The sequence below is a fragment of the Leptolyngbya cf. ectocarpi LEGE 11479 genome (assembly GCF_015207065.1).
Classification (GTDB): Bacteria; Cyanobacteriota; Cyanobacteriia; order Phormidesmidales; family Phormidesmidaceae; genus Leptothoe; species Leptothoe ectocarpi.
Genome location: NZ_JADEXP010000116.1, coordinates 1 through 16,565, shown reverse-complemented (window position 1 = coordinate 16,565; position 16,565 = coordinate 1). Strand labels below are relative to the sequence as shown.

20 protein-coding genes and 3 tRNA genes are annotated in these 16,565 nt (G+C 50.5%); 13 read left to right on the top strand and 10 right to left on the bottom strand.

All coding sequences use genetic code 11. The features are described from left to right. The 3 genes from IQ260_RS13925 to coaBC all read left to right on the top strand — a co-directional run. Window positions 1–480: alpha/beta hydrolase (locus IQ260_RS13925; RefSeq protein WP_193993710.1), on the top strand; the 480-nt coding region annotated here is incomplete at its 5' end. Window positions 481–559: 79 nt separating this feature from the next. Then, on the top strand, window positions 560–778 hold the full coding sequence (gene isiD, locus IQ260_RS13920) for a protein IsiD (protein WP_193993709.1): 219 nt from the start codon (window positions 560–562) through the stop codon (window positions 776–778). Continuing rightward, window positions 778–2,004: a bifunctional phosphopantothenoylcysteine decarboxylase/phosphopantothenate--cysteine ligase CoaBC gene (gene coaBC, locus IQ260_RS13915; protein WP_193993708.1), complete on the top strand. Its 1,227-nt coding sequence runs from the start codon at window positions 778–780 to the stop codon at window positions 2,002–2,004. The genes isiD and coaBC overlap by 1 nt, the downstream gene beginning before the upstream one ends. A gap of 34 nt (window positions 2,005–2,038) precedes the next feature. On the opposite strand, the gene IQ260_RS13910 is transcribed toward coaBC, so the two are convergent. Together IQ260_RS13910 and IQ260_RS13905 are read right to left on the bottom strand one after the other, a co-directional pair. After that, window positions 2,039–2,782 (bottom strand): Tic22 family protein, encoded by a 744-nt coding sequence (locus IQ260_RS13910; protein ID WP_193993707.1) that lies wholly within the window; start codon window positions 2,780–2,782, stop codon window positions 2,039–2,041. A gap of 211 nt (window positions 2,783–2,993) precedes the next feature. Continuing rightward, window positions 2,994–3,067 (bottom strand) — tRNA-Pro (locus tag IQ260_RS13905). Between the two features lie 139 nt (window positions 3,068–3,206). Here IQ260_RS13905 and IQ260_RS13900 point away from each other — a divergent pair. Then, complete coding sequence (locus IQ260_RS13900) at window positions 3,207–3,629, top strand: DUF4332 domain-containing protein (protein WP_193993706.1); 423 nt, start codon at window positions 3,207–3,209, stop codon at window positions 3,627–3,629. 3 nt (window positions 3,630–3,632) lie between these two features. On the opposite strand, the gene IQ260_RS13895 is transcribed toward IQ260_RS13900, so the two are convergent. After that, entirely contained in the window at window positions 3,633–4,109 is a 477-nt protein-coding gene (locus tag IQ260_RS13895; RefSeq protein ID WP_322744959.1) for a GNAT family N-acetyltransferase, read from the bottom strand. A 385-nt stretch (window positions 4,110–4,494) separates the two neighbouring features. Here IQ260_RS13895 and IQ260_RS13890 point away from each other — a divergent pair, with 385 nt between their 5' ends. Beyond that, window positions 4,495–5,220: a hypothetical protein gene (locus tag IQ260_RS13890; protein WP_193993704.1), complete on the top strand. Its 726-nt coding sequence runs from the start codon at window positions 4,495–4,497 to the stop codon at window positions 5,218–5,220. Window positions 5,221–5,270: 50 nt separating this feature from the next. Continuing rightward, on the top strand, window positions 5,271–6,194 hold the full coding sequence (locus IQ260_RS13885; protein WP_228016045.1) for an alpha/beta fold hydrolase: 924 nt from the start codon (window positions 5,271–5,273) through the stop codon (window positions 6,192–6,194). Here the strand turns inward: IQ260_RS13885 and tsaD are convergent. Then, a complete protein-coding gene (tsaD, locus tag IQ260_RS13880; protein ID WP_193993702.1) occupies window positions 6,176–7,231 on the bottom strand; it encodes a tRNA (adenosine(37)-N6)-threonylcarbamoyltransferase complex transferase subunit TsaD in 1,056 nt (351 codons plus the stop codon). The genes IQ260_RS13885 and tsaD overlap by 19 nt on opposite strands. 262 nt (window positions 7,232–7,493) lie before the next feature. On the opposite strand from tsaD, the gene IQ260_RS13875 reads away from it, so the two are divergent. Further along, on the top strand, window positions 7,494–7,994 hold the full coding sequence (locus IQ260_RS13875) for a Photosystem I reaction center subunit III (protein ID WP_193993701.1): 501 nt from the start codon (window positions 7,494–7,496) through the stop codon (window positions 7,992–7,994). A gap of 111 nt (window positions 7,995–8,105) precedes the next feature. Next, complete coding sequence (psaJ, locus tag IQ260_RS13870; RefSeq protein WP_322744958.1) at window positions 8,106–8,219, top strand: photosystem I reaction center subunit IX; 114 nt, start codon at window positions 8,106–8,108, stop codon at window positions 8,217–8,219. 116 nt (window positions 8,220–8,335) lie between these two features. Here psaJ and IQ260_RS13865 read toward each other — a convergent pair whose 3' ends face one another. Genes IQ260_RS13865 through lpdA form a run of 3 tightly spaced genes read right to left on the bottom strand, consistent with a single transcriptional unit; the run spans window position 8,336 to window position 10,940 of the window. Then, window positions 8,336–8,572 (bottom strand): DUF5340 family protein, encoded by a 237-nt coding sequence (locus tag IQ260_RS13865; RefSeq protein WP_193993700.1) that lies wholly within the window; start codon window positions 8,570–8,572, stop codon window positions 8,336–8,338. Window positions 8,573–8,628: 56 nt separating this feature from the next. After that, on the bottom strand, window positions 8,629–9,510 hold the full coding sequence (gene trpC, locus IQ260_RS13860) for an indole-3-glycerol phosphate synthase TrpC (protein WP_193993699.1): 882 nt from the start codon (window positions 9,508–9,510) through the stop codon (window positions 8,629–8,631). Beyond that, window positions 9,507–10,940, bottom strand: a complete 1,434-nt coding sequence (gene lpdA / locus IQ260_RS13855) for a dihydrolipoyl dehydrogenase (RefSeq protein WP_193993698.1) — start codon at window positions 10,938–10,940, stop codon at window positions 9,507–9,509. Before lpdA ends, trpC begins: the two co-directional genes overlap by 4 nt. A gap of 407 nt (window positions 10,941–11,347) precedes the next feature. Between lpdA and IQ260_RS13850 the strand changes: the two genes are divergently transcribed. Next, window positions 11,348–11,572, top strand: a complete 225-nt coding sequence (locus IQ260_RS13850) for a hypothetical protein (protein ID WP_193993697.1) — start codon at window positions 11,348–11,350, stop codon at window positions 11,570–11,572. Here the strand turns inward: IQ260_RS13850 and IQ260_RS13845 are convergent. Further along, window positions 11,569–12,357 (bottom strand): TrmH family RNA methyltransferase, encoded by a 789-nt coding sequence (locus IQ260_RS13845; protein ID WP_193993696.1) that lies wholly within the window; start codon window positions 12,355–12,357, stop codon window positions 11,569–11,571. The genes IQ260_RS13850 and IQ260_RS13845 overlap by 4 nt on opposite strands. A gap of 264 nt (window positions 12,358–12,621) precedes the next feature. After that, window positions 12,622–12,705 (bottom strand) — tRNA-Leu (locus IQ260_RS13840). Window positions 12,706–12,959: 254 nt separating this feature from the next. On the opposite strand from IQ260_RS13840, the gene murA reads away from it, so the two are divergent. From murA to IQ260_RS13820, 4 genes are all read left to right on the top strand, one after another. Further along, window positions 12,960–14,339 carry a UDP-N-acetylglucosamine 1-carboxyvinyltransferase gene (gene murA / locus IQ260_RS13835; protein ID WP_322744960.1) on the top strand — a complete coding sequence of 460 codons (1,380 nt, stop codon included), beginning with the start codon at window positions 12,960–12,962 and terminating at the stop codon, window positions 14,337–14,339. A gap of 43 nt (window positions 14,340–14,382) precedes the next feature. Further along, complete coding sequence (locus tag IQ260_RS13830) at window positions 14,383–15,246, top strand: M48 family metallopeptidase (protein WP_193993695.1); 864 nt, start codon at window positions 14,383–14,385, stop codon at window positions 15,244–15,246. Next, window positions 15,225–15,307: transfer RNA gene (locus IQ260_RS13825), tRNA-Leu, on the top strand. Before IQ260_RS13830 ends, IQ260_RS13825 begins: the two co-directional genes overlap by 22 nt. A gap of 204 nt (window positions 15,308–15,511) precedes the next feature. Then, window positions 15,512–16,015 carry a hypothetical protein gene (locus tag IQ260_RS13820; protein WP_193993694.1) on the top strand — a complete coding sequence of 168 codons (504 nt, stop codon included), beginning with the start codon at window positions 15,512–15,514 and terminating at the stop codon, window positions 16,013–16,015. On the opposite strand, the gene rimM is transcribed toward IQ260_RS13820, so the two are convergent. Continuing rightward, window positions 16,012–16,565: ribosome maturation factor RimM (gene rimM / locus IQ260_RS13815; protein WP_193993693.1), on the bottom strand; the 554-nt coding region annotated here is incomplete at its 5' end. The two genes, IQ260_RS13820 and rimM, sit on opposite strands and share 4 nt — an antisense overlap.

Sequence of the window (16,565 nt, the reverse complement as noted above, 5' to 3'; positions counted from 1 at the left end):
ACCTTGGCCAGTGGCATGGGAGCCCCCGGTGGTCGTATGTGGTATGCCTTGCCTGAAATCTTTGACTTTGATCAGTCCTTTACCCACCAGTCAGATTTGCAGCATAGTCGCCAGTGTCTGCTGGACTGGCTAACGGGCCTTCCTAAAAAAATAGGTATTCCGTTAGAGAAAACTATTCTCGGCGGATTTTCCCAAGGTGGAGCGATGGTCCTGGATGTGGGCATGCAGCTACCGGTGGCCGGCATGATGGTTCTTAGCGGCTACAGCCATGGTCCTATAGCTGCCCCTATTGCCCCGCGTCCTGTTTTACTAGTTCACGGACGTCAAGATCCGGTGGTCCCTGTCGATCAAGCCCGTCGTAATAAGTCCGAACTAGAAGCATTGTCAGTGGCTGTTGACTATCATGAATTCACCATGGGCCATGAGATCAGCCTGCAGGTGCTAGATGCGGCCAAAAAATTTTGTAAACACCAGGTGTAACAATTCTGGTGTACTCCGGGACACTGGATACGACAGCGAATACACTATTGGATAGCGCCAGCCCACAGGAGCCAGCACCATGGTTTCAAGTACAAGCAAAGTTTCTGATAAGCCCATTGCTGATGTCACTCAAGAGGACGTAGATCAGCTGGCACAGCGTCTAGAGCAAGATGAATACACGACAGCTTTTGAAGGACTACAAGACTGGCATCGCCTGCGGTCGGTGGCCTTTCAACGCCCGGAGCTAGTGGATTCGTATTTACACCTACTGGATATGGAAGCCTTTGACGAAGCTTAATGGCAGATGCGTCGCCACATGCCAAGGTTCTTGTCGGTATTAGTGGCGGTATTGCAGCCTATAAGGTTTGTGAAGTGGTGTCTGCTCTGGCCAAAGCCGGGGTGGACGTACGGGTTATTTTGACGCAGTCGGCAGAGGCGTTTGTCTCGGCGCTGACCTTTGCTACGCTTTCTCGCCATGCTGCCTATACGGATGGCAATTTTTGGTCTGCAGATCAGGCTCGACCACTACATATCGAGCTAGCTGAGTGGGCCGATATTTTTTTGATTGCTCCTTTAACGGCGAATACTTTGGGTAAGCTGGCCCATGGCTTGGCGGATAATCTGCTGACCAATACGGTGTTGGCCTCCACCTGCCCGGTGTTATTGGCTCCAGCTATGAATACGGATATGTGGCAGCAGCGTTCTGTCCAGCGCAGCTGGCAGCAGGTTTTGGCTGATGAACGTTACCATGCGGTGGGTCCGGCGGCTGGGAGGTTAGCATGCGATCGCATCGGCACTGGACGCATGGCCGAACCCCATAGTATCCGTGCCGCCCTAGAGTCCCTAACCCATACCCAAGGCCGCCGAGACCTGCAGGGCAAACGCATCCTGATCAGCACCGGCAGCACCCAGGAATTTATCGATGCTGTGCGCTATATCGGCAATCCGTCCACCGGTCGAATGGGGATTGCCCTCGCTACCGCTGCGATTTATCGAGGTGCTCAAGTGGCTCTAGTCCATGGCCCCATGGAAAGCCATCTGCGCCAAACCATTCCCGATACGGTCCAAACTATGGCGGTAGTCAGCGCCGCTGCCATGGAAGCTGCCCTGATGACGCAGCTAGAAACCGCCGACTGGATCATCATGGCAGCAGCAGTTGCTGATATGCGTCCTCTGCAACAGGTGACTGGCAAGCTGGCCAAGGCCGAGTTGCCTAACCCTCTGCCGCTTGAACCTGTGACAGATATCGCTGCAAAACTGTCTGCTAGCAAAAGAGCCGATCAAACCCTGGTAGGGTTTGCGGCTCAGACGGGCGACATTGTTAAACCTGCTTTAGATAAGCTGAAGCGTAAAGGACTCGATGCGATTGTGGCGAATCCGGTAGATCAGCCGGAGAGTGGGTTTGGTTGCGATCGCAACCACGGCATATTTTTAGATGAAAGCCGCCATACCCCTCTCCCCGCTACGACCAAATTAGCTATGGCCCACCACATTTATGACCTACTGATGGGGCATAGCGAATGAGCTAAATTTACGCTTATCCCCCAGCCAGAGCCACTTATTCCAATTCCAAATCTTGAATATGGTTAATCACATCTGAATCCGGCAAAAAGCGGATCAGCTCAAACGATTCATTATCAGTTTGGAGAAATTCACTCGAAATATCAGCTAGCGAAACTACACCAATAGAGACATCTGACAGAGCAGGATTTGACTGCTGAACAGCATTCAAAACATTCTCAGCATCCTCCCTGGATAAAAACAGCGAGACCAGAGTTTCTTCTTCGGCTTCACCAGTCACAGACAGAGGCAAATACCCTCCAGAAGCATCCTGCAACGTAAACAAAGGTACTAGCGATGAAGATGAGTTACCACCAAATTCGCTATCCAAATCGAGGGCCGCTTGAAGATCGTCTTGTTGAGGAATAAATATCAGTTTCAGGGGGACCTCGCGTTCTTGTGCCGCTAGAAGATGGACCGTAGCTAAATCAACCACGCCCACTGAACCACCCTGGTGAAATCTCGGGTTCTCTTCACGAACCTGTCGCACAAATGAAATAACATCGTCCTCATTGAAGAAAACTCGGAGCAGCGCAACATTACCCAGACCATCGTTAGGTAGATCAGATACCGGGGTGACATAGCCCCCAGAGCTATCTACCATGACAAACACAGGCACTTCCGAAAATTTGTCTAGCAGCTCATCTTCTGAGAGCGCTAATGCTTGAGGGGTATGTAGTGTAGCAGCCATCACCCCGCTACCTAGTAGGCCACATAGTAACCGACCAAATCTTGCTTTCATACTTCCTCCTAATGCCAGACAGTAAACTTACTCAATCTTTATCATGTAACACAGCTTAATGTCTTTGATGTTGATAGAGCCATTTCCATAACTGGCTCCCCTGGAGACGTCGGTATTCCGGTATTCCCGATGGGCTAAGTCATGGCGATTGAAAAGCCCTGAACCCTCGTTAATCAGGACTATAGAAGCTATTCACCATAAACTTTTCTAATCGGGATGACAGGATTCGAACCTGCGACATCCTGCTCCCAAAGCAGGCGCGCTACCAAGCTGCGCTACATCCCGTTGTCATGCTGTTACGTCCATACGGTCACCAACAGCACCTAAAATGACCACTCTGTCCTACGCTATGGAACTATCAGTGTAGCCAGTTAACAACCTAACATAACTATACCTCCGTTTGCCCCATGGGTTTCTAGTCGCTATGCCATCACAGTCTATTCAACTTCAAAGCTGGGCCATTGAGCAGCTGCCAGGCATATCGCAAGATCAGCAGCAACGGCTCAGGGCACTCAAAATTGTCACCACCCTCGACTTGCTTAAAGTGACCCGTAGTCAGCCAGCTCGGCTACAGCTTGCCGAACAGCTCAACTCCCATATTAAACACATCAATAAGTGGACGGCCCTAGCCAAGCTAGCCTGTATTCCTAGCGTTGGCTGTCAGTACTGTGGACTACTCCTGCATGCTGGCATTAGCTCACCTCAGCAGCTTGCTCTATTACCGGTATCCCAACTGCACTCTCAACTTAAACGACTCCAGATAAAACTCATGCAACGGGCTGACCTCAGCCCAGATACGACCCAAGTTTCACAATGGATTGCCGAAGCCAGATATTTATGCGGCTAATGCCTAGTCCGGGTACCAAAACATGCCCTTGATTCCCTCTGGATCTGGCATAAACCCTAAATTTTTATAAAAATTTACCACATGGGGATCAGCAAACAAGGTGACGTTACTAATATCCTCACTACGCAGCTTCTTTATCAGCTGGTGCATCAGTGCTTTACCCAAGCCTTTCCCCTGAAAGCTAGGATGAACTACCACATCCCAAATAGTGGCGTTGAAAGCATGATCTGAGGTGGCACGCGAAAAGCCAATTAAACGCCTGCGACTGCCTTGCTGCTCCCACATGGTGACCACCAGAAAGCTGTGCTGGATAGCCTTTTTAACTTTACGTAGAGGACGCCGTGACCAACCGACAGCATCACAAAGTTCTTCAAGCTCGTACAAATCAATATTGCGATCTGTACTGAAAACAATACGGGCAGACTGCTCAGACCCTATCGCGTTTATTGCATAATCATCAGAAACAGCTTGCGTGGGCACTGATGAAGCCTCGGTTGGACTAAATAAGCTTTTCCAGAAACCCATGCATATAAAACGGTTGGAAATATAAACTCTGTCATAACTCTAGCAGTATAGGTCTATCCTTTCCTAAGAGGGTAAAAACATTGATTTAGAATCCACCAAAATTAAGTAACAAATCGATAAACTTGCGAGCAAGCTGGTGCATTTTTTCTGCTAGGTATGATGCCAGTCAAGCCTTAACATGATTTTCTGAGCAAAGATAACAAAACACTCTGGGTAACATTGCTTCGGGGGCTTGAGAGCGGTGTTTTCGAGGATTATTTTGATTGATAGGGTTTGTGCCGGGCTAGCCCATGCCGCAAAGCTAGCCAACCGGCACAACTGATGCAGTTTCTGAATATTTATGGCAGCCGGATTAAAGACATCGACAGTAGAGTTGCTGAAACGCTTCAATCGGGCGTTTCCGCAATTTTATGAGCAATTTGTCAGTAGCGAAATCCAATTACAGAATCTACGGCTTGCCTATCAGCTATACAAAACCAAAAAAGCCGTTATTGAAATTAAACCGGAAGGAAACCGGAGCGCCCTTCACTTCGCCTACCGAAATCAATCCTTTCTCCTCAGCGATATTTTTGGCGTTTTGACAGCTTACGGGCTCACCATTCATAGCCTGAGCCTTTACGGTCAGATTTCTCCTCCCATGCTGGTCTTCGTAAAACTGGTGGTCTCTCGTGGGGGTAAAGCCCTCAGCGACAAAACCGCTGATAATACCTGCCGTGCTATTCGAGAAGCGTTAGCTGGGCGCTATGAAGTTGAAGAAATGCTCAGTGTTGAGTTCAATCTCAATGCAGGCCTGGAAAAAGTTGAAACTGAATTCTATGTCGATCCAGTTTTTCATCTACCGGCTTTGCTGATTGAAGCTGATAACCAGCCAGGACTGTTTTACAAGGTAATGTATGCCATCTGGCAGGAAGATCTGCTGGTGGTAAATGCTAATCTATTGGTATGGCGTGGTCGTACCCGATTGATTTTGTATTTACTGGGTCCAAATGAAAGTTTAATTCCAGAATATTTGGGCCATAAAATTGCGGAAGGTATGCGTGAGCGTTTGTTGGGTGGTCTCTATTGACGTTTACCTGGTAGGCCCTTACCCCCCTGTCAATATTTAGGCTCTCCCTGATGAGCTTTGTGGGACTGGTCAAGATTGGATGTCGTTGTGCGAATGCTATTTTCACCATGGTGGTGACGTCTGTCTTCGGAGTGCCCCATGTTTATGATTTCACTCCAAATTTATTTTCAACGACGGCCAGTCATCGTTCCGTACTGGTCTGTATCCATGGTTGGTTGCTGAGCCGGGCCTATTGGCAGCCGCTAATGCAGCAACTAGCCCCTGATATTGCCTGCCTAGCCTATGATTTACGCGGTTTTGGTGATTCTACGCAGCAACTGTGCGATCGCTGTGCAGCCACAGCAGATTATGGGCTAGCTGCCTATGCCCACGATTTAAATGCCCTGCTAGAGACCCTAGAACTAGAGCATGTATGGCTGATGGGGCATTCCTTGGGGGGCAGCATTGCTCTATGGGCGGCCCATTTGTTTCCAGAACGGATTCAGGGAGTCATCTGTGTTAACGCAGGGGGAGGTATCTATATTCGTAACGCCTTTGAAAAATTTCGCAGTGCTGGTCAACAGATGGTGGGGTGGCGGCCCCAATGGTTACAGCATCTCCCCTTACTACCTTGGGTGTTTGCCCACATCATGGTGCGAAAAACCCTGAGCTATCAATGGGGAAGACAGCGCCTCATTGATTTTTTGCGGGCCGATCCAGACGCAGCCATGCAGTCTTTATTGGCATCAACTACTGAAGATGAAGTCCACCAGCTCCCCCAAATAGTCTCACAGCTATCGCAGCCAGTATATTTTGTTACTGGAGAACAAGATATGGTGATGGAACCTCGCTATGTGATGCATTTAGCCAGTTTTCACCACTTTTTCCATCGGGGTAAACCGGCGGTGATTAAACTCGAACAATGTGGGCATTTTGCCATGTTAGAACAACCGTTGGCGTTGGAAACCCAGGTTCGTCAGTGGTTGTTAGGCTGATATAGAACGGAAATCTCTTCTAGGGGCAAACGGGAATAGACGCCTAGATCCAACCTAGAGCGGTGTCCTTGATCAAAATGCTCACTAGCTGCACAGGCAACCATAGCGGCATTGTCGGTACAAAAATTTAAGGATGGCACATAGACCTGAATGTCTTGCTTGGCAGCAGCCTCTGTCAGGGAATGGCGCAAACCACTATTGGCTGCCACACCACCCCCTAAAACAATAGCGGGAAGGTTTTGATCTTGGGCACAGCGTACAGCACGTTTAGTCAACGCTCTCACCACAGCATTTTGAAAACTAGCAGCAATATCCGCCACTGGCAATGGATCCACACCATCTGCTTGCAGCCGTTCTACCAGTCTAAGAACGGCTGTTTTTAGACCACTAAAGCTAGCATCGTAGGGGTGGTAGCCGCCCTCCGGTAGGGAAATATTGCCCTCAGGGAGTTGAAAGGCTTTAGGATCGCCCTGCTGGGCTAAACGGTCAATGATAGGCCCACCAGGATACCCCAGGCCCAGCAACCGAGCTACTTTATCAAAAGCTTCGCCAGCAGCATCATCCCGCGTTTTGCCTAGCAGTTTGTACTGTCCACAGCCATCGACACGGATCAGACTCGTATGGCCACCGGAGACCAGCAAACATAGAAACGGTGGCTGTAGATCTGCTTGCTCTAAATAAGCGGCATAGATATGGCCTTCTAAGTGGTGCCCCCCTAAAAAAGGCTTTTGGTGCACTATCGATAGGGTTTTACCCACACTCATTCCAACTAATAGGGCACCGACTAATCCAGGTGTACAAGTGGTGGCAACTGCGTCAATCTCAGCCCAATTTAACTGAGACTTGATTAATGCCTCATTAACTGTGTCACCAATGGTCAGCAAATGCTCACGGGAAGCAAGCTCTGGTACAACGCCACCATAGCGACGGTGGAGATCAATTTGAGAGGCCACAACATTGCTGAGTACTTGACGATGGTGCACCACGGCGGCGGCGGTTTCATCACAGCTAGTTTCAATTGCTAATATTGTGGCCATCCGTTAATTGTGTCAGCATGTAAAGTCTTGTGAGCAATTCCCCTGCCAGGGTTTGACGGAAAGGTATGATCCCTGAGAGTTAAGTAGATCCTTAATTTAGTTCACGTTGGTTCAGTTTTAGCAATTTCCTAGTGTCATGTGAGTTCATCGACAAAGCTTGCACGCTAGGTTACTCGTTAAAGCAGTCTTACAGTTGGTTATCTAAGTTAAGAGACTCTCTGAATTTATTTTGATCTTTTGTAAACCACAAAGGAAACACTCTATGCGACGGTTGTTTGCTCTGGCTTTAGTATTTTGCCTCTGGTTTGGCTTCGCGGCACCCGCTTCTGCCAGCTTGGCTGGAGACAACGTAGCTGGTCTAACCCCCTGTGGTGAATCTGCTGCGTTCCAACAACGTGCCTCTGCGGCCACAACAGACGGTGCTAAAGCACGTTTTGATTTTTATGCTAACTCCACCTTGCTCTGCGGCGAAGATGGTCTGCCCCACTTGGTAGTAGATGGTGATTTATCTCACTTGGGTGAGTTTGTCATTCCTGGCATTCTCTTCCTTTACATTGCCGGTTGGATTGGCTGGGCTGGCCGTTCTTATCTGATTGAGTCTCGCTCTGCTAAAAAGCCTGAGGAAATGGAGATCATCATTGATACTGGTCTAGCCATTAAGTCATCCTTGGCTGGTGCTGCATGGCCTTTGGCTGCATTCAAAGACATTGCATCCGGTGCGATGTTTGCAAAGGATGATGAAATCACTGTGTCGCCTCGCTAGGCGACGTCCGTCATGGGTGTGGTAAGGCAGCTCGATATCATGTCGAAATTGCTAAGCTGCACTCAAGATAAAATTATTTTTTAACCCGACTTTATTCAGGACAAAATTCCCATGATGAAGTATCTGTCTACAGCTCCTGTAGTAGCCACAATCTGGATGACAATCACTGCTGGTATCCTGATTGAGTTCAACCGTTTCTTCCCTGATCTTCTGCTTCATCCCTAGCGCCAGTTTGTCAAAACTGCGCTGCGAGAAGTTGATTAAGAAAATCAAAATCCTCCTAAGGTACGAGTTGCCTTAGGAGGATTTTGATTTTGGCTTCCGTTGACGATGACCTAAATCTAAACGCCAGGGGTCTCGTTTAATGACCAGTGATATTCCACTGCTAGCTCGGAGACTCTGCAACTTTCCTCTAACTGCTTTTGTTGGGATAGGGCTTTGCGCAGGGTAATAATTAATTCCTGTAGCTGTTCCTTTTGGGGAGAGTGCTGATAGATGACAGCAGCAGTTTCACGTTCTAGAAGCCTGAGCAGTAGCTCGTAATGGATGTGGGAGGGCAGAGGGATCGAACGGCTCATAATCGAAAATCAGAGTAGGGAACCTAAAGCTGGTAGTCAATGAACGACCGCAGAACCTACGCCATAAGTTGGCCAATGGCGATACCGGGGTCGGGTTGCCGCATTAGTGATTCGCCGACCAAAATGGCTTGGGCTCCAGCCTTGGTTACTTGGGCCACATCACTAGGTTGATGAATGCCAGACTCACTAATAAACAATATTTCATCGGACCGTGGATGGCTAGATGCCTGGGCTAATAAATCGCGAGTGGTGTCTAAACTAACTAAAAAGTTTTCGAGGTTACGATTGTTGACCCCGATAACCTTGACGTGTTCTATGTTGAGCACCCGATCTAGTTCTTCGGCGGTGTGGACTTCTACCAGGGCAGTCATCCCTAAAGCCTTAGCAATTCGAGTAAAGTAACCCAAATCTTTATCCGATAGAATGGCGGCTATCAGCAAAATTGCATCTGCTCCATGGATACGGGCCTGATAGATCTGATAGGGATAGATAATAAACTCCTTGCACAGCAAGGGTAAATCTACGGCTTGACGGACCTGGGCCAAGTACTCAAAGCTGCCTTGGAAGAATTTGCGATCGGTGAGAACGGATAGACAGGTGGCTCCGCCGTGTTTATAGGCGGTTGCGATCGCAACCGGGTCAAAGTCTTCTCGAATGACGCCTTTACTGGGGGATGCCTTTTTAACCTCAGCAATTACAGCGGGTGTCGTCTTGCCCTGACGTAATGCCGCTGCAAAGTCCAACGGAGGAGCCGCCGCTAAAACCTGGCGCTGGAGCTCAGCCAGCGGTGCCTTTTCTCGCAGACGCGCCACCTCAGTTTCCTTCTGCCAAACAATTTTTTCAAGAATATTGTGAGGCTCGCTATCGGGCACTTTGACCTGATAACGTAGTGTATCGACCGCTACGGCTGGGTTTGGAGAACGCCGTCTGATTTTCATGCCGTTACCTCAGCGCGCTTAAAGGCTTCATCTAACACCTCGGACAGTGTGGGATGGGTGTGCACAATAAAGGATAGATCCTTAACGGTTTGCCCTTGGGCAATGGCGTTAGCCACCTCTTGAATCAGGTCTGCGGCATGGATACCAATAATATGAGTCCCCAAAATTTCTCCCGTATCCTTACGGTAAATGACCTTGGCTAGACCGTCAGACTCATTCTCCGCTAGGGCTTTGGAGTTAGCCTTAAAATAGCTGCGCACTGAGCCAATCTGGAAGCCTTCAGCCTCAGCCAGTTCCTTGGCAGCAGGCTCTGTCATGCCGACAAAGCTGACCTCTGGATGGGTAAAGGCCGCAGCTGGAATACTCCGATAGTCAATGGTACGGTTGTTATCCAAAATATTTTCAACGGCCACTACCCCCTGGGCAGACGCGGCATGGGCCAGCATCATTTTGCCAGTGGCATCGCCGATGGCCCAAAGGTGGGGGATGGGTTCACCATCTCGCAGGACCGCCATGCGGTCGTTGACGGGGATAAATCCACGGCGGTCGGTTTCGATGGCTAGATTTTCTAAGCCCATGTTTTTTGTGGCTGGAATGCGCCCAGTGGCCACCAAGCAGGCATCGACTTCCAGGGTATCAACGGTTTCCTTGGTTTTTAAGTCCGCCAGCTCAATAGTCACTGGAGATCCAGGTGTGACTGTTTTGGCGATTACCCCCACATGGGTGTCAATATCACGGGGATCGATCAGGACCCGCTTAGCGATTTTGGCAATATCTGGATCAAAGGTGGGCATGAGCTGGGGCAAGGCTTCAATGATGCTGACCTCACAGCCCAGGGCCGTATACACGTCGGAAAATTCTAGTCCGATGTAGCCACTGCCGATGATGGCTACCCACTGGGGCAGCCAGTCGAGTTTAATGGCCTCGTCGCTGGTAAATACAGTTTTGCCGTCGGTTTCAATCCCCGGTGGGACAAAGGGCACTGACCCTGGCGACAGCATGATGTCTTTGGCCGTATAGGTCTTATCCCCATTGGCGGTGGCGACGGTTACCTTTTGAGCACCGGCTAGCTTACCCCAGCCGCGAATCGTATCTACACCTAGGCGTGTGAGGCTGTTGGTTAGGTCGCCCTGGATTTTACTGACAAGATTGCTGGCATGATCCGCGATGGCCGAGCGATCAAACTGGACATCACCCACTTGGATACCAAAGGACTGCAGGTGGTGTCTATCACGCAAATCTCGCACTCGACCGGACGCTGCTAGCAGGGCCTTCGACGGAATACATCCCCGATTGACACAGGTGCCTCCCATATCAGCCGCTTCAATAATGGCAGTCTTTAAGCCACTTTTGACAGCATGTAAGGCTGCTCCATGGCCGCCCACACCGGCACCCACAATGATTAGGTCGTAATCAAAGGATGAACTCACAACGATCTCCTGTTTTCAGCACATTAGCGACGCCCTTAGCCACTGCTTGGATGCCGAGAGAACGACATGGGTAACATAGGGGCAGAATCCATTCTCGACTAGATTGTGGATATTAGACAACTTGATAGTTAGCAATTATTTTCAAATTTGCTAAATTCAAGCTAACTTCAATCCCTGTAGAACGTTTGGATGAACTGTAAGGAACGATCTGTTTTTTGGGCTCAGGTGCTTGTAACGCATGGCTGCCAATAGATCGCGATAGCTCACGATTGAACTACCTACTTTTTTTAAATCTGGAACATCTTGGCTAGAGTTAGATTCAAAAATCCCATTACTAAGCGTCCTAGTCGCGATTCCTGTGGCTGAATCATGACGCAGCGCTAGGGCCAACTAACGAGGCAAGATTTATGAACAAGCATCAGCACCGACAGTCTGCTGTGGCCGATTTTATGCAGTCTCTAGAGCAGCTAGAGGAGCTGTGGGGCAACGAAGAGACCGAAACAGAGAACATTTTTGACAATGGGCTAAAGGGGGCTGACGCTGATGAAACCGCGCGTCCTTCTGGCTCGCTTCAGCGTCCAAATACTGAGCAACTCAACTCAAAAGCATCCCAGCCGGAGACTAATGCTTAGCAGCCATGGCGTTGACGCTTGGCTTCGTAAAGCAGTACGGCAGTTGCGATCGCAACATTCAAAGACTCCACATCGGGCGCTAAAGGAATTTTGACCCGATGGGTGGCCAGATCCATTGCCTGCTCCGATAGGCCTGCGCCTTCATTGCCCATGAGAAAGACCGTTGGCTGTCGTAGGTCCAGATCCCAATAGTCGAGGGAAGCGGTCGGAACAGTAGCCACCAGTTGCCCATCCAGTGTGGCCAGGCTGGCTAACGAGGGAATAGTCTGCATCGGCAGGCGAAACCATTGTCCGGCGGTGGCCCGTAGCACCTTAGGATGGTCAATATCAACGCTATCGTTGGTGAGCCAGATGCGATCGCACCCCACCGCTGCTGCTGTGCGAATGACGCTCCCCAAATTACCAGGGTCCTGCAATCGCTCCAGGGCCACTCCCAGCGACACTGTGTCCGAACCAGTGGACAGAACCAAACGCTGGGCCATGGCCACCACCCCATCAGGACTGATGGTGGTGCACATACTGCTCAGCACCTCAGGACTCACCACCCGAATATCGGGTGTCAGATGCTGAAGCTGGTCTAATATCTCTGCGTGGGCGCGGCACCAGGCCTCCGTTGCCGCCACCTGCACCAGGGGATGCCCCACGGCGCAAGCCTCCTGTAACAAATGCGTGCCCTCTAGCAAAAACACATTCTGCCGCCGCCGTTCCTTCGCCTGATGTAGCTTACGGAATTGTTTGGCTATGGGATTTTTGGTGCTAGTAATAACGACAGGCTCTTCTAACATGCAGACATTGGTGGAGGCACAGTGCTGCCTACCATATCAGCCGCAAGAAAGAATTGACAGCGCGCCTCTGCTAGCCTCCGTAAAGACTCAGATGAGCAAATACTGGTTTTCTGAGCCTTTCCTGAGAAATCAATAGAAAAATCTGAATAAATAAGAAAAACTGAAGGATATCTAACCCAATGGCCAGATTTGAACATGTCACTCCAGACGAATCAGTCAAACGTCTGAACAGGGCACTATTCAAACTAAACCCAATCTGACCCATGCGGAACCCGGGACTTGAACCCGGAAGTCCTTGCGAACACTAGAACCTGAATCTAGCGCGTCTACCAATTCCGCCAGTTCCGCTAAAAGTTGCAAAGCAACTGTGATTGATAATCATCTAGCAATCAGGGTGATTCGTCAATCCCCATTTTTTGCAATTCCCAATGATTTTTCGATCTGTTGGATCGAAAAATCCTCAATGGCGTCACGAAATGATCACAAAAGGATATTAATATGACTTAACAAATTAATAGTTTCGGATAGAATTATCACCAATCTTGACAAAGCTGGTCAACGCGTCAATTTTGTGTTCTTGTTTGGCTGAGTCTCTTTATTGAATATCGGAGGACATTATTATCAACACCTCACTTCAGGCTGATCAAAGCTCCTCCAGCGAGTCTGCGCCTATCATCGAAATTTGGGGCAGACAGCCCCTCAGTGGCCATATTCCCGTTAGTGGAGCCAAGAACTCGGCATTGGTTGTCATGGCAGGGACAATCCTCTGTTCTCAGGACTGTCGGATTCGCAACATTCCTAATCTGGTGGACATTGGCCGCATGGCGGACGTGCTCAAGGCCCTAGGGGTTAAGGTCACTCACAACGGTGATACGCTAGACGTAGATGCCAGTTCCATCAGCCATTCCCGCGCCCCATACGATATTGTTAGCAAGCTAAGGGCCAGCTTCTTCGTTATTGGTCCTCTGTTGGCTCGTTTGGGTGTGGCTCGGATTCCGTTGCCAGGGGGCTGTGCCATCGGTGCTCGTCCCGTTGCTCTGCACATTCGCGGTTTGCAGGCATTAGGTGCTGAGGTCCACATGGACCATGGTATCGTTCACGCCTATGTGCCCGGCAGTCGCGGTCGTCTTAAAGGTGGAAAAATCTATCTGGACTACCCCAGCGTTGGGGCTACCGAGACACTCATGATGGCAGCTACCCTGGCGGAAGGCGAAACAGTCATCGAAAATGCGGCCCAAGAACCTGAAGTTTTGGATTTGGCCAACTTCTGCCGAGCCATGGGGGCTCGCATTCGTGGCGCTGGCACCAATACCATCACCATTGCGGGTGTCCCCAGTCTCCACTCCACCGACTACGGCATTATTCCAGATCGGATCGAAGCTGGCACCTTTATGCTGGCGGGGGCGATCACCAAGTCCCCCATCAGCCTATCGCCCATTATTCCAGAGCATCTAACCCCGATCATCGCCAAGCTGGCAGAAGCCGGGACCAGGGTTGAAATGGACGGTCACAGTCGAGCTCGGATAGTGCCCGGTGAGCGACTGTTGCCCATCGAGATTGAGACGCGTCCCCATCCTGGATTCCCCACCGACATGCAGGCCCAGTTTATGGCCCTAACCACGCTGGCAGACGGGAACAGTGTGATTAAAGAAACCGTGTTTGAAAACCGGCTACAGCATGTAGCAGAGTTTAATCGTATGGGAGCTGATATTCGGCTGACGGGCAACACGGCGGTGATTCGTGGGGTGCCACGTCTGTCAGGGGCTCCGGTCACGGGCACAGACCTGAGGGCTGCTGCTGCGCTGTTAGTTGCAGGTCTAGCTGCTGAGGGTAAAACCACCCTGCACGGTTTGCACCACCTGGATCGCGGGTATGAAAATATCGAAGCCAAGTTGTCGGCCATCGGGGCTAAGCTGCGCCGTGTTCAGAAGCCAACGGAAGCAGCGGCGAGTGTTTCCCCAAGCCAGCCAGTGACCGTGTAGCCGCTACACTGATGGAGGGTATATCTACCAAGGAGGCGGAGGTGTGGAGCAAAAGTCTATTTTGACAGGGCTACGGGCTAACCATTTCCGCCATCCCCTAGATTTAAAAGCCACCGAATCGCTGAAGCAGCTACCCGGTCTCGATCTAGCTATTCGTGCCTTACTCAGGCCCACGGCAGAGCAGTTTTTCTATCTAGAGAATATTGCTACCAGTGTTTTGGTGGGGCCAACGCAGCTGCCCGACATCCATGGAGTCCTGGTTGAGGCTTGTCAGGTTTTAGACATCGAGGAGCCAGCGCTGTATGTCAAGCAGCATCCTACTCCCAATGCCTACACGTTTGCGATGCGGGGCAAGCAGCCGTTTATTGTGGTGCATACATCTCTGATTGACCTGCTAGATCAGTCTGAGCTGCAGGCGGTCATCGGCCATGAATTGGGGCATCTCAAGTGTGATCACGGTGTCTATCTCACCCTGGCAAACTTGATTGCACTGGCGGCGAGCCAACTGCCGCTGGGACCAGCCTTAGCCCAAAGTCTCCAAAGCCAGATTTTAAAGTGGGTGCGCTGCGCGGAGTTTACTTGCGATCGCGCCGCCCTACTGGTGAGTCAAGATGCCCGCACCGTAGCCTCAGTGCTGATGAAGCTCACGGGTGGCTCGCCCACACTCTCGCCCCAACTGAATTTGGATGCTTTTTTAGCTCAAGCCAATGCCTATAGCGATCTGAGTCATGATCAGATGGGCGCATTCCTTAAGGAAATACGCACCCAGGATCTTACCCATCCGGTGCCAGTCTTACGAGCTAAAGAAATTATCCAGTGGCACAGCACCCGAGATTATCAAAACCTGCTACAAACGCGCAGCATCCACTATAATGGTGAAGCTACGGGCGGATGGCGAAATTGGTAGACGCACCACACTCAAAATGTGGCGGCCTTTGGTCATGCGAGTTCGAGTCTCGCTCTGCCCATTATTTAGACAGTAAAATAAACAGCAAGAAATACATCTGAGCACATTGTGTTGGAGTCTGTTAGTCCTGGAGCGCCTTCTCTAGAAAGTGCCGAAAGGTATCTAGGGATAAGCACGTCTGGGGGCCGTGAGGATTTATACCAGCAGCTGGGAAATCTAGACTAACAGAAGACAACACAAGGCCTGGATAGGCACTGAGGGAAGGTTGACTAGCACATTCCATTTGGAGCTATCCAAACCCAGCGCGAAACTTTACCACGTTCACCTGTTGACCCACCAAGAAGAATTTCTGCTGGGAGATTTATCAGGTGAGCACACACAGCTTAATCCCTCGGGGCAAATCGCGGTGGCCGAGTGGCAGCAATCTGCCGCTGCTCATCAGCGTGACATTGAGCTCGATCTTTGGACGGTTTTACCCAATGGTGTGCAGGCCCTGATTGCCGTTGTTAATAGCGATAGTCAGCTATCTTCCTACGGGTCACGTCACACGTCCCCTAAGCCGCCCCGTGCCCTCTCATCGTTTGTGGCCGGATTTAAGGCAGCGGCAGCCAAGCGCATTAATCTAGTTCGCGGCAGACCGGGGGCTCCTGTATGGCAGCGGGGGTATCAGGAGCAGTGCATTGACGATCCCAAAACGCTAACCCGCATTCGTCGCCTGCTCACAAATCAGATCCACGCCGCAGAGATGCTGCCGGACACAGGGAATTAGTCAATCAATCCCGCTGGTGGCGTAATTTGAATCTCTCCCTGGGTTAAATCCACTACGGGAACAATGGCTTCCACAAAAGGGATAAGAACCGTTCGAGCTGTCTGTGAAGCAAGGTCATCCGCATTTTGAGCGGTGAGTACGACTTCCAGCAGGTCATTGCCAGCTCGATAGACATCTTTAACGGTCCCTACAGGTTCGCCTGTAGCCTGCAGAATGACAGTCAATCCCATTAGATCACCCACATGGAACTCTCCGGGGTCTAACGGTAGGCGATCGCTGGCTGTCACGAGCAGCTGAGCATTTCGGAGTGCTTCGGCCTGATCGCGATGATTGACTCCAGCCAGCTTGAGAATATAGAGACCTTTGCCGTCTTGAAAACGTCCCTTGAGTAATTTGATCGGTTCTGGCTTTGAACTGCCTGCTTTGAGTAGCCAGCGTTCCCCGGGCTGCTCAAAGCGTTCGGGAAAGTCACTGTCTGGGTAGACTCTGACTTCACCGTTGAGACCGTGGGGGCAGACGATGCGGCCAATGGTGAGCCAGTCATCTGGGG